Raw genomic sequence first — 13,931 nt, 5'->3', positions numbered from 1 at the left:
TTACTGCTGCAATGACCTTAACAGTTTGATTTCAGCCGCATAACCTGCAAGTTCGTTCGGTGTCTCCAAAATGAATGGCAATGCGCGCAAGCGGCCATTCGATACAATATTCTGCATAACCTGCATACCGCCGCCAAACTCCTCGCTGCCAAGGTAGCCCTTGCCGATGCACTCGTGACGATCTTTATGGGCACCACTGGGGTTCTTCGAATCGTTGATGTGTACGGCACGCAAGCGGTCGATACCCACCACGCGGTCGAACTCGTCGAGTACGCCGTCCAGATCATGGATGATGTCGTAGCCGGCATCGCTCACATGGCAGGTGTCCAGACACACGCCCAGCTTGTCCGATAGCTCTGGACGCCTGGCGGCAGCACCCTCGATAATGCGCGCCAGCTCTTCAAAGCTACGGCCCACCTCGGTACCCTTTCCCGCCATGGTCTCGAGCAGCACCGTCGTCTGCTGCCCCTCAAACATCACCTGACACAAGGTGTCGACGATCATCTGAATGCCGGCATCAGTCCCCTGCCCCACATGCGCGCCGGGGTGGAAGTTGTAGTAGTTGCCGGGCAGCGCTTCCAGACGCTGCAAGTCCTCGGCCATTGCCTCCAAGGCAAACTCGCGTGCCCGCTCTTTGGCAGAACAGGGGTTGTAGGTATAGGGGGCATGAGCCACAAGCGGGCCAAAGTCGTTTTTCTCCATAAGCTCGCGCAGGGCCGCCACGTCATCCATGTCAAGATCTTTCGCCTTGCCGCCGCGCGGGTTGCGCGTGAAGAATGCAAAGGTGTTGGCGCCAATGGATAGCGCCGTCTCCCCCATCGCCCGATAGCCCTTCGTCGTCGAAAGATGACACCCAATCGTCAGCATCTCCAGCTCCCCCTCATCAGTTGCGGTGAAATAGTTCCTGTCGATGCCCTATTCTGCCGCAAACAGGAACTATTCCACCGCAACTTATAAAGGGGCATCAGGAACGCGTTTTGCAAAAGGCTTTAAGCGCGGCCGTTACGGGGCCAGGCTGGAAACGTCGGCGCACATCGTCGAGACGCTCAGGAATATCGATGTGCTGCGGGCAGTGACGTGCGCATTTGCCGCATTTGACGCAATTGCTCACCAACTTGGGCTCACTCGTCCGCACCGCGCTCGCCGTAAAATACTGCGACAGGCCCGTAAACCAGCTGTGCGCATAGCTTGCGTTGTAGGCGGCGAAACACCCAGGGATATTGATGCCTTTGGGACACGGCATGCAGTAGCCGCAGCCCGTACAGGGCACGCGATTCGATTTCTCAAACTCTCCCAGCACACGCGCGATGGTATCGAGCTGCTCTGTCGTCATCGAATTCGGCAGTGCGCGATCCGCCAATGCCGCGTTCTCGTCCACCTGCGTGGTATCGGTCATGCCCGAAAGCAGCATCGTGACTTGAGGATGGTTCCACACCCACGAAAGGCCCCAGGCGGCAGGAGTGCGCAAATGCGGGTCAGGGGCGCCATCGAGCACAGCGCGGGCCCGCGGCGGCAGCTTGCCCGCTAAACGCCCGCCCAGCAGCGGCTCCATCACAAACACCGCGAGCCCGCGCTCCGCAGCCGCCATGAGTCCCGCCGTCCCCGCTTGGTAGCGCTCTCCAGCGTAGTTGTACTGGATCTGGCAAAAATCCCAGTCATACGCGTCAAGCATCGTGAGGAAGTCCGCCGCACTGCCGTGATACGAAAAACCTATCTTGCGAATACGCCCCGCAGCCTTTTGGTGCGCAATCCAGTCCTCGATGCCCAACGCCACCACGCGCTCCCACTGGGCGGGCGAGGTGATGTTGTGCATAAGGTAGTAGTCGATATGGTCGGTCCGCAAACGGTGCAGTTGCTCGTCAAAAAAGCGGTCGAAATCCTCCGCACATTTGCACGAAGCGTGCGGCAACTTAGTCGCCAGCAACACCCGGTCATGCAGCCCCAAGCGCTCAATTGAGGCGCCCACGCACACCTCGTTACCGGGATAAAGATACGCAGTATCCAGATAATTAATCCCCTGTTCCACCGCACGGGAAATGATGGCATCGGCCGTCTTCGCATCGGGGTGTCCCGGCGCACCGGGAAATCTCATGCAGCCCAGACCCAGAGCAGATATTCGGTTACCACTTTTGGGGTCAACGCGGTATTGCACGGCCCCTCCTTTCGCCATCAGCGCCCCGGCAAGACGAAACACAATGGTCACGCGACCGAAACATCGTGGAATCGCAATCGAGAACGTATCGTAACGCAGCAGAAATCGAGCCGTCACGACACCGCTTTAACATCAGCAAAAAGCCCGATGAAAGGAGCAACAAACAAATACGGCCATCCGGTGCACGCAGCATGGTCCGGCGGCATACAATCCATCAGGCGCCCCTTACGCGGGCGCCTTTTATATGGGGAGATGATTCGCATGCAGATCAACAAGATCGCCTTTATCGGCAAGGGCGGCGTCGGCCTGCTCTACGGCAGCATGATTGCCAAGGCCCTCGGCAATGACGCCGTCGAATACGTTATGGATGACGCCCGTTTTGAGCGTCACGCAAACGATGCGCTCACCGTCAACGGCAAGCCCTGTGCGCTCAAGTCCGTCCGCGCCAGCAAGGCAACGCCCGCCGATCTGGTCATCCTGACGGTCAAGACCACCGGTCTCGACCAAGCACTCAAGACTATGGAGCGCGTCGTGGGACCCAATACGCTCATCGCCTCGCTGTGCAACGGCATCACGAGCGAGCAAAAGATTGCCGAGCGCTTTGGCTGGGAGCATACCGTTCTTGGTATTTGCCAGGGCATGGACGCTGTGTTTCTCAACGGAGAGCTCACCTTTACCAACACGGGCGAAATCCGCTTTGGCGCGGCGGCCGGTACGGATCCCGCAGCCATCACCGCAATCGACGAGCTCTACACGCGCTGCGGCATCGCACACACCGTCGAGAGCGACATTGCGCACCGCATGTGGGCCAAACTCATGCTCAACGACGGCATCAACCAGACCTGCATGGCCTACGGCGGCACGTACGGAAGTGCCACAGAGCCGGGCTCCGAGCAGCGTCGCTGCCTTGTTTCCGCCATGCGCGAAACGCTTGCGGTCGCCAACGCCGAGGGCGTTGAGCTGACCGAGGCAGACCTGACGCAGATGGTGCACCTCATCGAAGGAATCGATCCCGCCGGCATGCCCTCGATGGCGCAAGACCGCGTCGCGCGGCGCAAAACCGAGGTCGAGGAGTTCGCCGGCATCATCTGCCGTCTGGCGGCCAAGCACGATATCCAGGCACCGCAGAACGAATGGCTCTATCAGCGCATTCGCGATATCGAGGCAAGCTGGTAGCGCCCGACTCACCACGTCAACAGACTCAACAGCAAAGCCGCCGCAAGGGCACTCCCCTTACGGCGGCTTTCATCTTCATCTATAACCAGTAGTCGATGTCCCGACGGTCAGAGCTGCGACTCCGAGGCCTGGCCCTCATCGTCGCGACAAAGGACTACACCCGCACTTCCCAGCAGCGCGGCCGCAATCAGCGCGCCGACCACGATTGGAGCAGCCCCGCATGACCCCTGCACGCCCGCAATGAGCGCGGCCGTAGGACCAAGGCAGCCAAGCGTCAATGCAACGGCGGCAACGGCGATATCTCGAGCGTTCACAAGACCACTTCCTCCACGAGAACGACTTTGTTTCTCGTGACTTAGTGTGCCCCGCGCCCATATGCGCGGCGTACGGCCACGGTAAGCGCTCTGTTAACTCAAGCACGCACAAAAAACGGACGCCCTTACGTTGCCCAAAGGCTCGGTAAAGACGCCCGCCCGTCATGTCCTATTGGCTTATGGCAGATTACCAACCGGTATAGTAGTCGGTGGTTCCGGCAGCACAGCCGGAGTCATAGACCTTGCACTCGCCCTTAGAGCCCGTAAAAGTCGAGCCCTGGGCCTTATCGCCCGCGGCAACGACGTAGTAGCCATCGGAATCGCGCCAAAAGCCCTCGGAATCCTGCGTCCATTCGCCCGTGCGGTGGTGATACAACACGTTGCTGCTGTAATAAGTCTCGCGGCGGCCGTTATAGTTATTGACGCCGCTCGAGCGCGTCAGACCCGAGCCGTTCGCGCAATACGCAGCAGACGTGTAAGACGAGCCGGAGCCGGCGTTGTAATACGAAGCCTGAACGGCCTCAGCGGCCTCGGCTTCGGCTGCGGCAGCCTCGAGCGCCTCGCGCTTGGCATCCTCAAGCGTGGAGCGAAGCTCGTCGAGCTCGGTCGACTTGGCGTCGACCTCATCCATCGTCAAAAGACTGCCCGCACCGTCGATGCAACCCTGTAGTACAGCGCGCTCGTCATCGGTGGCATAGTCACCGTACATGTTCATAATGATCTGAGCGCGCATCTCCAGGGAATCGCGCTTTGCCCCCATCGAGGCGTTCCACTCCTGCATAGAGCCATAACCGTCGCCGCGGTAGTCGACGGGCTGCACCAGCGTCGCCTCGGACGACGTAGATCCGACCGTATCGGATAGTGTCGTCGCGTGGGCATCAGTTGCGCCGGCGCCCGCCAAAAGTGCCACGGTCAGAGCGGCGGAAAGGGCGGCGGCTTTCGGTTTTCGTGAATCGATCCTCATGTAGCTGGAAACCTCCGTAGTACGTTTTTGCTGCGTTTAAGCTGCGTGTGATTCGATCGCGCTGCATAGTACCCCGAGCAAATCGCGACCTGCGGTTTTTCTCAAAAGGTGCACGTCAATTGCGTAAAACTCACATCCTCTCAACAGGAGTTTTCCATAACTCGAATGCATAAAGCGTGTCAAAAACCCTGTTTTTGCACCCTCTCTATGCAAAAAAGGCGTCTGTGCAACCATTGCTTGCGCAGACGCCTTGAGCAGGCATTTTATGCAGTTATACCTATCGAGTCGAAAGAGGTCCTTGCACAAGTCGCCCTACTCGTCCAGTGCGGCAAAGGCCTGCTTCAGGTCCCAAATGATGTCCTCGGCGTTCTCGGTACCGATAGAAAGACGGATCGTGGAGGGTGTGATGTTCTGCTCGGCGAGCTCCTCAGCAGAGAGCTGGGAGTGCGTGGTGGTAGCCGGGTGTACGACGAGCGACTTGACGTCGGCCACGTTGGCGAGCAGCGAGAACACCTGCAAGTGATCGATGAACTTCCATGCAGCCTCCTGGCCGCCCTTGATCTCAAAGGTAAAGATCGAGGCGCCGCCACGGGGGAAGTACTTCTGATAGAGCTCGTGATCGGGGTGCTCAGGCAGGCTCGGGTGATTCACCTTGGCAACGTGGCTGTCGCCGGCAAGGAACTCAACGACCTTCTTGGTGTTCTCGACATGGCGGTCGACGCGCAGCGACAGAGTCTCGGTGCCCTGGAGCAGGACCCAGGCGTTGAACGGGCTGATGCAGGCACCCTCGTCACGCAGTAGGATGGCGCGGACATAGGTCGCGAAGGCGGCGGGACCGGCAGCCTCGGCAAACGAGACGCCATGGTAGGAGGGGTTGGGCTCGGCGATCTGCGCGTACTTTCCGCTCGCCTTCCAATCGAAGTTACCGCCGTCGACGATCACGCCGCCCAGCGAGGTGCCGTGGCCGCCGATGAACTTGGTTGCGGAATGAACGACGATGTTGGCACCATGCTCCAGCGGACGGAACAGATACGGGGTGCCGAAGGTGTTGTCGACAACAACCGGCAGACCGTGCTTCTTGGCGATCTCGGAGATCGCGTCGATGTTGGGGATATCGGAGTTGGGGTTGCCGAGCGTCTCGAGGTAGATGACCGTGGTGTTATCCTTGATGGCACCCTCAACCTCTTCCAGGTTATGGGCATCGACAAACGTGGTCTCGACGCCAAACTGGGAGAGCGTATGCTCCAGCAGGTTGTAGGAGCCACCGTAGATGGTCTTCTGAGCCACCACGTGGTCACCGGCCTGAGCGAGCGCCTGCAGGGTATAGGTGATGGCAGCAGCGCCGGAGGCGACGGCAAGACCTGCCACGCCACCCTCGAGTGCGGCGATACGGTCCTCGAAGACACCCTGGGTGGAGTTGGTCAGACGGCCGTAGATGTTACCGGCGTCGGCAAGACCAAAGCGGTCGGCGGCGTGCTGGGAGTTGCGAAACACATAGCTCGTGGTCTGGTAGATAGGCACGGCGCGGGAGTCGGATGCGGGATCGGCGCTCTCCTGGCCAACGTGCAGCTGCAGGGTATCGAAACCAAAGGTGTGCTCGGGGTTGTTGATGAACTGGCTCATGATGATCTCCTTGATCGAACGAAAGTAAAAAATAGAGAGAAGTAAGTCGCTGTCTCCTGATCACGCCGACGGGCGCAAACAGGAGCCCGGCATTCGTCTTAGCAAGCAATTCATATGCGGTCCTCCTTTTGACATCCCGGTTCCGTGGTCGGCTTAATTACCTACCGCCTTTGTGTGTTTTGAATAGTACGAACATCGTCTCCCCGGGTCAATCACTTAAAAGCGCTAACCTGTTATCGGTTTTTTAGATAGCTATCGAAAGGACGGGCGCCAATGACCCTCCAGCAGCTTCGCTTTTTGATCGCCGTGGCAGAGTCCGGATCGATCAACGCCGCAGCCCAGCGCCTCTATACGGCACAGTCCAATATCTCAAACGCCGTCAAAAGCCTGGAACAGGAGCTCCATCTGGAGATCTTTACGCGCTCCAGCCGCGGCGTCACGCTCACCAACGACGGCACCGAGCTTTTGGGCTATGCGCGCCAGGTCGTAGAGCAGGCCGACATGCTCGAGGCGCGCTACGAGGACGGCGGCACCCCGCAAGCCCGCCTCGCCATTTCCGCCCAGCACTACGCCTTTTCGGTCGAGGCCTTTGTCAACGTGGTCGAGCGCTGCCGCGACAGCAAGTTCGAGTTCATCATGCGCGAGACCACCACAGCGCAGATCATCGATGACGTCCGTGCGTTTCGCAGCGATATCGGCATTCTGTATCTGGATGACTTTAACGCCCGCGTTCTGCAGAAGGCCTTCACCGATGCCCGCGCAAGCTTCCATCCCCTCTTCGACGCGACGGTCCACGTCTTCGTGAGCGAGCGCCACCCGCTCGCACGCCGCCCTCAGCTGTCCCTTGCCGACCTCACGCCCTATACGCGCTACAGCTTTGAGCAGGGAACCTCAAACTCCTTCTATTACGCCGAGGAACCTTTTAGCTATATCCCCTGCGACCGCAACATACGAATCTCGGACCGCGGAACGCTCACTAACTTGCTTATCACGTCGAACGGCTACACCCTGTCGACCGGTGTCCTCTCCAATGAAATGCAGTGGGGTATGGCATCGATCCCGCTGGCAGACGCCCCGACGATGCGCGTGGGCTACATCATGCACGACGAGCGCAAGCCCTCTCCCCTCTTGCAGCAATACCTCGATGAGCTCAACCGCATCATCCATGCCAACTAGCCGTCGGAAGACAGGGTAGAAATCATAGATTGCTAGCCCCCGGCGGGCATGGCGCTACAATGGTCACTCACATGAAACGCACTCAACGAAAGGAAGCCCGTGAAGGTCATCATCTATACCGACGGCTCGGCCCGATCAAATCCGGGACGCGGCGGCTACGGCGCCGTACTCAAATATACCAACCCCGCCGGCAAGACCTTCACCTCCGAGCTCTCGCGCGGCTACGCTAAGACCACCAACAACCGCATGGAGCTCATGGCCGTCATCGTGGCACTCGAGGCACTCAACCGCCCCTGCGAGGTCGAAGTCCATTCCGATTCGCAGTACGTCGTCAACGCCTTTAACAAGCACTGGATCGACGGCTGGAAAAAGCGCGGGTGGAAGACCGCCAACAAGCAGCCCGTCAAGAACCGCGACCTGTGGGAGCGCCTGCTCACCGCCAAAAGCAAGCACAAGGTTGAATTCATCTGGGTTAAGGGCCACGCCGGTCACGAGCTCAATGAGCGCTGCGATGAGCTCGCCACCACGGCGGCCGACGGCAGCAACCTCGATATCGATACCGGCTTTAACGAGAGCGACCTGTAGCGGCGTTTTCGCACGCTTTTGCGTTCCCCTCGCGCTACACTCATCCTGTAAACCGAACGGTACGAGGGGGATACATGCTGCGTATAGCGACCATCGGCACATCCATGATTACCGACGACTTTATCCAAGTCGTCAACGCCAACGACCAAGCCGCGTTTGTGGGCACGCTTTCACGCGACGCCAATCGCGGTGCTGCCTTTACCGCCGAGCGCGGTGGCGAGCGAAACTTTACTTCACTCGATGAGCTCGCGGCAGCCGCCGACGTCGACGCCGTCTATATCGGCAGCCCTAACGCACTTCACTACGAACAGGCCCTTGCCTGCATCGCCGGTAGCAAGCACGTCATCGTCGAGAAGCCCTTCTGCGCCACCGAAGCGCAGGCGCTGGAAGTCTTCCGCGCTGCCGAGGCAGCAGGTGTCGTAGCCCTCGAGGCCATGCGTCCCCTCCACGATCCCGCCTTCCACGCCATCGAGGACGCCCTGGGCGAGATTGCCCCCATCCGCCGCGCCTCATTGCGCTTTGGCAAATATTCCTCGCGCTACAACGAGATTCTCGCGGGACGCGCCACCAATATCTTCGACTGCAATATGGCATCGGGTTCCCTCATGGACATTGGCGTCTACACCGTCGAGCCCATGGTCGAGATTTTCGGCATGCCCTCCGGCCTTACGAGCATGACTACCCTGCTCGACCCCACCACGCGACAGCTCACGCACGGCCCCATCGACGGCTGCGGTTCCGTCCTCGCCAGCTACGGCGGTGGCCGTATCTCCGTCGAGCTCGCGCACTCCAAAATTACGAATGACCTGCTGCCCTCGCAGATCGAAGGCGAGCGTGGCACCATCCAGATTGACCATCTGTCCACGCCCCGCAACGTACGCATCGATTATCGCGGCGACGTCGTGCGCGGATCGGCGACCGAGGCGCCGCGCGAGCAAGGCGACAACGGACGCGCGCTCGACCTTCCCAAATCGAGCAACACCATGGAGTACGAGCTCGCCGACTTTATCACCGCCATCGTCGGCATCGATAGCATTAAGGACGAGATCTGGGAAACGCCTGCCGGGCGCCATGAGCTTGGCCACTATCGCGATGTCACGCTTGTCTCGCTGCGTATCATGGATGCCGTGCGCCAGCAGGCCGGCATTACCTTCCCCGCTGATTCAGTCAAGCAGGCCTAGCGATGGGCTTCTTCGATACGTTCTTCTCCAGCGTCACCGTCGGCAGTCGAGAGCCTCAAAAACCATCAAACGTCGAGCTCGAGCTGCGCCGCAGGCTTACTGTGCTCGCAAGCGACGAGGCCACTCAAGACACTCCCCTGCGCTATTTCCTACGCTGGGAGGGGCAAGTCCAAGGCGTTGGTTTTCGCTTTACCAACACCAACCTCGCACAGGCACGCGCACTCACCGGCTGGGTGAGTAACATGGAAGACGGGTCAGTCGAGATGGAGATACAGGGAGCTCCGGCAAACATCCTGTCTCATCTCGAGGCGCTTCATGCCTCCTATGAGCGCATGGGAACGCGTTTTCGCCTCGTAGACGCCCAGACCCGAGCCCCACTTGCCAATGAAGACGGTTTCATTCCTCGTTATTAGTATTGTGTGCTAAATACGGTATCATTTACCTACGACCGTTGATAGAAAAGAGGCGAGACGCATGGCGGTGCAAAGAAGGAATACCAAGCAGCGAAAGCTGGTTCTTGACGCTGTGCGCCAAAGCTATAACCATCCCACCGCCGACGAAATCTACAACGCCGTACGCGAACAGGATGACAAGATCAGCCGCGGCACGGTCTACCGCAACCTCAATCTCTTAGCCGACGCAGGGGAGATTCTCTCTATTAAGACGCCGGGCGGCAGCCGCTTCGATCGCACCATCGAGCCGCACGCACATATCATCTGCACCTCGTGCAGCCGCGTCATCGACGTGCCGCTCCCCTTCGATGCCCAACTCGACGACAAGGCGTCCGAGCAAATCGGCTGGGACGTCACCTCGCACTACACCATCTTCGAGGGCCTCTGCCCCAACTGCCGGTAGATGTTTGGGACATGCCTACACAGCAAGTAGACGACGCAGTTCTTCTTCGACCGTGCGCGCGTAGCGGACGCGGTCGTTGATGCCGCGCATGCTGGGGTTGCAGCTCTCCATCAGATAGGGATGGCCCACCACGTTGAGCATGTCACGATCGTTCTCATTGTCGCCAAACGCCATCATCTCATCGGGCGAAATCCCCAGGGCGTGACCGTAATCGGCAAGCGCGGAGCCCTTGCCCGAATCGAAACCGATAAAGTCCGTCCATTCGGTTCCCGATGTCATGACATCGACTCGATCGCTAAAGTGGCGCTCGAAATACTCCAGCGCCGCCTGCTGCTCCGCCTCGGGCGTCTGGAAGGCAATCTTAATGACGTCCTCGTCGATGTCTTCGGGACGGTCGACTACCGCCACATCGCAGTGGACCTCATAACGCAGGTGGTCAACAAACGCATCGTTGCCGCCCATGGTGTAGAGGTGCCCCTCACACGAAAGGGTCACGTCGGCATGGGGATACGCAACCACGGCATTCGCGATATCCATAGCAAGGCTACGCTCCATGGAACGCTTGACAACGGCACGCCCCTCGCTCATCACCAGGGCTCCGTTTTCGCATACATAGGCGAGTTCATCGGCCACCGGGGCAAACAGGTAGCGCAAGCTCGCATATTGACGGCCGCTCGCCGGCATAAACACGATACCGCGACGATGCAGCTCATCAATGAGCTCAAAGGCCTCGGAACGCGGCTCGCGCTCCCCCGGATGCAGCAACGTGCCGTCCAAATCGCATGCAATCAGCTTGATTCCCTCAAGACCCATATGCTTCCCCCAAAGCCTCCTATCAACAGCAAGACGGACTTTGATTGGTCGCCCCTCAAAGCCCGTCTTGCGCATACGCGCGCTTAGCCGCGCGTCTTTTTTACGATGGTAAAGTCGGGAGCCATGCTCACGACGACATCCGCCGCGCTCGATGCAAAGCGTCGGTCCGCATCGAGTTCGCGGGTAACCACCGAGAGCCGAACACTCTCGACACCCCGGAGCATACGGCCCAAAACAGGCTGCACCGGCGTATACATGCGCACGGTATGCTCGTCCGAGTCGCCCCGGAAGAGCGGCGCATGCATGTTGCCGATCTCCCAGCACGCATGCGCGAGCGCAATCGGATCCATGCGGTCGACTTCGACCAAATAAACCTCGGCGCTGCGCAGGCGCACGACAACCGCCACGGGCACCATGCCCGAACGGTCAATGGCGAGCACGTCGCCATCGGCAAGACGACCGCCGTCGGTAGCATCCAGCCGAACATCAATCGTGCGTCCCAGCTCCGTCACGCCCACAAACGCGCATACATCGGCCTGGTCCCAATCGAGCAGCAGCTCGTCAACTTCAAAGACGCCGCCCAACTTCCGGCGAAGCAGGAGTTCATAGGACGGATCGTTGAGATTTCCCAAGCATGTCGTCGAAACCAGGCGTTCAGGCATACTCTAACCCTCGACCTCAACGAGCTCGATATCAAAGTTGAGGTCCTTGCCGGCCAACTCGTGGTTGGCGTCGAGCGTCACAGCCTCGGGCGTCACGTCAATGACGACGGCGGGAACGGGCATGCCGCTCGGCGTGGACAGGAAGAGCTTCATGCCCTTCTCGATCTGCTCGATGTTGGGAACCTGCTCGGCCGGGAAGGTCAGAACCATCTCGGGATTGTGCTCGCCGTAGGCATCGGCAGCAGGAATGTGCACGGTCTTCTTCTCGCCCACCTGCATGTCGACAACAGCGGCGTCGAAGCCCTTGATCATCTGGCCGGCGCCGCAGGTGAACTCCAGCGGCTCGCCGCGATCGTAGGAGCTATCGAACTGCGTGCCATCGTCGAGCGTGCCACGATAATGGGTCTTGACCTTCTTGCCCTGGTTGGACATGGTAACCTCCGTGATAAGGGCGGCGCACAACGCGGGCCGCCGTGAACATATGGCGCTAACTATACCCTAGTCATACAATTCAATGACAGTTTGCAAAGAAACGCTGCAACCGGAGGAACCATGGCATATCCTGTATTTGACCTACACTGCGACACTGCCGACCGCATCGGCTGGGCCACGCTCGATCTCGACCTGCGCTTTACCGCCGGCACCGACGGTTATTTCCCCGGCGACGAAACGCATCCGCAAGATTTCGACCTCATCGAGGGTAACGCCTGTGCCATCTCGCTCGCAAAGATCGGCAACACGCCGTGGGCACAGTGCTTCGCCACGTTTGTCCCCGACGAGATTCCCACCGCCCACGCCGCGCGCTTCCAGGCGCAGATCATGGCACACATGAGCGGCCAAGCAATGCTCAACCACGACCGCATGGTCAACGTACGCAACGCCGCAGACATTCGCCCCGCGCTCAAAGACGGCAAGGTCGCCTGCATCCACACCATCGAAAACGCCACGTTCTTTGCCGAGGACCCCGCGCTGATCGAGGTGCTCAAGAGCCTGGGCGTACTCATGTCATCACTCAGCTGGAACGCGCAGGGACCGCTCGCGAGCGGCCACGACACCCACGCCGGTCTCACCGCCGCCGGCATCGAGGCACTTACGCAGATGGAGCACGCCGGCATGGTACTTGATGTCTCCCACCTCAACGATGAGTGCTTTGACGAGGTTGTCGCCCACGCCACGCGTCCCTTCGTCGCCAGCCACTCCAACTCCCGTGCGGTTTGCGGCGTCAAACGCAACCTTACCGACGACCAGTTCCGCACCATTCGCGACATGGGTGGCATCGTCGGCCTCAACTACTGCAGCGAGTTCCTTTCCAACGACGCAACCGACGAAACCGCCGCAGACGTCACCTTCGACCAGCTGGCGGCACATATCGAGCACTGGCTCGACCTGGGCGGCGAAGATGTCATCGCACTCGGCGGCGACTGGGACGGCGCCAAGGTACCCGACTTCCTCTCTGATGCCAGCAAGATGCCCGAATTCCAGAACATGCTCTCCAAGCACTTTGGCAAGACCGTGATGCAGAAGCTCTGCAGCGACAACGCGCTCGCCTTCTTCGAGCGCTATTAAGAGCGCAATTAATTTCGCATCCCTTGAGCGGGCCGGCATGCCGAGCGGTCGACATGCCGGCCCGTCCCCAATCTGAAGGATCACATTTGACGCAGCAATTTACGATTTCCGTACCCCGACCGGATGGAACGCTCATCCCCGTCGTCGTTACCAAAAAGCGCGTCAAGAACTTTAACCTACGCGTCACATCGAGCGGCGAGGTCCACGCCAGCGCACCGCTCGGCGCCAGCCACGAGCGCATCGAAGCGTTTGTGAAGCGCAACAGCGCCTGGATTATCAGCCGACTTGCCCAACGTGAGCAACGTCAGGCGACAGCGCGAGAGCCGCTCAGCCCCTCGTCCATCATTGCACTTTGGGGCAAGCCCATCACGGTACAGGACGCACTCGATCACAACTTTGCATCGCCCGCACCGCGACCCAAGCAGGCCACCTTCGCAAGTTTTATGGGTACCGACGAATCGGACGAAAGCCCACAGGCCAAGCGGCGCGCAATCCTCGACGGCCTAACGTCCGACGAGCTCCAAGCCCACATCGACCAGCTCTACGCGTCCGAGGTCACCGCAGCGCTACGCGACATCGTGCACGCGTACGAAATCGCAATGGGCGTCACCGTGGCCCGCGTCTCCGTGCGCAGCATGAAAACGCGTTGGGGCTCCTGCACACCCAAAACCGGCGCCATTCGCATCGCGCGCGAGCTCGCCGCCTACCCTGTCGAATGCCTCGACATGGTTGTCGCCCACGAGCTCGTCCATCTGCTCGAGCCGAGCCACAATCAGCGCTTTCACGCCCTGCTCGACACGTACTGTCCCAACAATAGAGCACTGTCTCAGCGGCTCAAGCAGCCACCCCTCAACAAGCTCTAGC

Annotated in this window: 16 protein-coding genes; 8 read left to right on the top strand and 8 right to left on the bottom strand. The window is 59.8% G+C overall.

Annotated features, from left to right (window positions below; translation table 11 throughout):
- A complete protein-coding gene (locus tag DXC18_RS05205) occupies positions 1-867 on the bottom strand; it encodes a deoxyribonuclease IV (RefSeq protein ID WP_117716548.1) in 867 nt (288 codons plus the stop codon).
- Between the two features lie 97 nt (positions 868-964).
- Positions 965-2,152: an aldo/keto reductase gene (locus DXC18_RS05200; RefSeq protein ID WP_117716547.1), complete on the bottom strand. Its 1,188-nt coding sequence runs from the start codon at positions 2,150-2,152 to the stop codon at positions 965-967.
- Positions 2,153-2,413: 261 nt separating this feature from the next.
- On the opposite strand from DXC18_RS05200, the gene DXC18_RS05195 reads away from it, so the two are divergent.
- A complete protein-coding gene (locus tag DXC18_RS05195) occupies positions 2,414-3,328 on the top strand; it encodes a ketopantoate reductase family protein (RefSeq protein ID WP_233509015.1) in 915 nt (304 codons plus the stop codon).
- A 107-nt stretch (positions 3,329-3,435) separates the two neighbouring features.
- On the opposite strand, the gene DXC18_RS05190 is transcribed toward DXC18_RS05195, so the two are convergent.
- From DXC18_RS05190 to DXC18_RS05180, 3 genes are all read right to left on the bottom strand, one after another.
- Complete coding sequence (locus tag DXC18_RS05190; protein WP_117716545.1) at positions 3,436-3,642, bottom strand: hypothetical protein; 207 nt, start codon at positions 3,640-3,642, stop codon at positions 3,436-3,438.
- Between the two features lie 187 nt (positions 3,643-3,829).
- Positions 3,830-4,606 carry a hypothetical protein gene (locus tag DXC18_RS05185; RefSeq protein ID WP_117716544.1) on the bottom strand — a complete coding sequence of 259 codons (777 nt, stop codon included), beginning with the start codon at positions 4,604-4,606 and terminating at the stop codon, positions 3,830-3,832.
- Positions 4,607-4,918: 312 nt separating this feature from the next.
- On the bottom strand, positions 4,919-6,229 hold the full coding sequence (locus tag DXC18_RS05180; RefSeq protein ID WP_117716543.1) for an O-acetylhomoserine aminocarboxypropyltransferase/cysteine synthase family protein: 1,311 nt from the start codon (positions 6,227-6,229) through the stop codon (positions 4,919-4,921).
- 273 nt (positions 6,230-6,502) lie between these two features.
- On the opposite strand from DXC18_RS05180, the gene DXC18_RS05175 reads away from it, so the two are divergent.
- From DXC18_RS05175 to DXC18_RS05155, 5 genes are all read left to right on the top strand, one after another.
- Complete coding sequence (locus DXC18_RS05175; protein ID WP_117716542.1) at positions 6,503-7,405, top strand: LysR family transcriptional regulator; 903 nt, start codon at positions 6,503-6,505, stop codon at positions 7,403-7,405.
- Between the two features lie 99 nt (positions 7,406-7,504).
- Entirely contained in the window at positions 7,505-7,990 is a 486-nt protein-coding gene (gene rnhA / locus DXC18_RS05170; protein WP_117564440.1) for a ribonuclease HI, read from the top strand.
- A gap of 74 nt (positions 7,991-8,064) precedes the next feature.
- On the top strand, positions 8,065-9,171 hold the full coding sequence (locus tag DXC18_RS05165) for a Gfo/Idh/MocA family protein (RefSeq protein ID WP_117716541.1): 1,107 nt from the start codon (positions 8,065-8,067) through the stop codon (positions 9,169-9,171).
- A 2-nt stretch (positions 9,172-9,173) separates the two neighbouring features.
- Complete coding sequence (locus DXC18_RS05160) at positions 9,174-9,584, top strand: acylphosphatase (RefSeq protein WP_117716540.1); 411 nt, start codon at positions 9,174-9,176, stop codon at positions 9,582-9,584.
- 61 nt (positions 9,585-9,645) lie between these two features.
- The gene (locus tag DXC18_RS05155) at positions 9,646-10,026 is read left to right on the top strand and encodes a Fur family transcriptional regulator (RefSeq protein WP_199407998.1); all 381 of its coding nucleotides are present in this window, start codon (positions 9,646-9,648) and stop codon (positions 10,024-10,026) included.
- A 15-nt stretch (positions 10,027-10,041) separates the two neighbouring features.
- Here the strand turns inward: DXC18_RS05155 and DXC18_RS05150 are convergent, their stop codons facing one another.
- The 3 genes from DXC18_RS05150 to DXC18_RS05140 form a co-directional block, all read right to left on the bottom strand.
- Positions 10,042-10,839 (bottom strand): HAD-IIB family hydrolase, encoded by a 798-nt coding sequence (locus DXC18_RS05150; RefSeq protein WP_118094503.1) that lies wholly within the window; start codon positions 10,837-10,839, stop codon positions 10,042-10,044.
- Positions 10,840-10,922: 83 nt separating this feature from the next.
- Positions 10,923-11,501, bottom strand: a complete 579-nt coding sequence (locus tag DXC18_RS05145) for an urease accessory protein UreE (protein WP_117716538.1) — start codon at positions 11,499-11,501, stop codon at positions 10,923-10,925.
- Positions 11,502-11,504: 3 nt separating this feature from the next.
- Positions 11,505-11,933, bottom strand: coding sequence for a peptidylprolyl isomerase (locus tag DXC18_RS05140; RefSeq protein ID WP_035138874.1), 429 nt, complete (start codon positions 11,931-11,933; stop codon positions 11,505-11,507).
- Between the two features lie 120 nt (positions 11,934-12,053).
- On the opposite strand from DXC18_RS05140, the gene DXC18_RS05135 reads away from it, so the two are divergent.
- Entirely contained in the window at positions 12,054-13,067 is a 1,014-nt protein-coding gene (locus tag DXC18_RS05135) for a dipeptidase (RefSeq protein ID WP_117716537.1), read from the top strand.
- An 86-nt stretch (positions 13,068-13,153) separates the two neighbouring features.
- Entirely contained in the window at positions 13,154-13,930 is a 777-nt protein-coding gene (locus tag DXC18_RS05130) for a M48 family metallopeptidase (RefSeq protein ID WP_158551976.1), read from the top strand.
- The last annotated feature ends 1 nt before the right edge of the window (position 13,931 follow it).

The organism is Collinsella sp. OM08-14AT, assembly GCF_003438115.1.
GTDB lineage: Bacteria > Actinomycetota > Coriobacteriia > Coriobacteriales > Coriobacteriaceae > Collinsella.
Note: the sequence above shows the minus strand (reverse complement) of the source record. Positions and strands in the feature narration are given on the sequence as shown.

What these genes read in the sequence shown, in the direction of transcription:
- DXC18_RS05205 (WP_117716548.1), bottom strand. Translation starts at nt 867, where the DNA reads ATGCTGACGATTGGGTGTCATCTTTCGACGACGAAGGGCTATCGGGCG.
- DXC18_RS05195 (WP_233509015.1), top strand. Translation starts at nt 2,414, where the DNA reads ATGCAGATCAACAAGATCGCCTTTATCGGCAAGGGCGGCGTCGGCCTG.
- DXC18_RS05185 (WP_117716544.1), bottom strand. Translation starts at nt 4,606, where the DNA reads ATGAGGATCGATTCACGAAAACCGAAAGCCGCCGCCCTTTCCGCCGCT.
- DXC18_RS05180 (WP_117716543.1), bottom strand. Translation starts at nt 6,229, where the DNA reads ATGAGCCAGTTCATCAACAACCCCGAGCACACCTTTGGTTTCGATACC.
- DXC18_RS05175 (WP_117716542.1), top strand. Translation starts at nt 6,503, where the DNA reads ATGACCCTCCAGCAGCTTCGCTTTTTGATCGCCGTGGCAGAGTCCGGA.
- DXC18_RS05165 (WP_117716541.1), top strand. Translation starts at nt 8,065, where the DNA reads ATGCTGCGTATAGCGACCATCGGCACATCCATGATTACCGACGACTTT.
- DXC18_RS05160 (WP_117716540.1), top strand. Translation starts at nt 9,174, where the DNA reads ATGGGCTTCTTCGATACGTTCTTCTCCAGCGTCACCGTCGGCAGTCGA.
- DXC18_RS05155 (WP_199407998.1), top strand. Translation starts at nt 9,646, where the DNA reads ATGGCGGTGCAAAGAAGGAATACCAAGCAGCGAAAGCTGGTTCTTGAC.
- DXC18_RS05150 (WP_118094503.1), bottom strand. Translation starts at nt 10,839, where the DNA reads ATGGGTCTTGAGGGAATCAAGCTGATTGCATGCGATTTGGACGGCACG.
- DXC18_RS05145 (WP_117716538.1), bottom strand. Translation starts at nt 11,501, where the DNA reads ATGCCTGAACGCCTGGTTTCGACGACATGCTTGGGAAATCTCAACGAT.
- DXC18_RS05140 (WP_035138874.1), bottom strand. Translation starts at nt 11,933, where the DNA reads ATGTCCAACCAGGGCAAGAAGGTCAAGACCCATTATCGTGGCACGCTC.
- DXC18_RS05135 (WP_117716537.1), top strand. Translation starts at nt 12,054, where the DNA reads ATGGCATATCCTGTATTTGACCTACACTGCGACACTGCCGACCGCATC.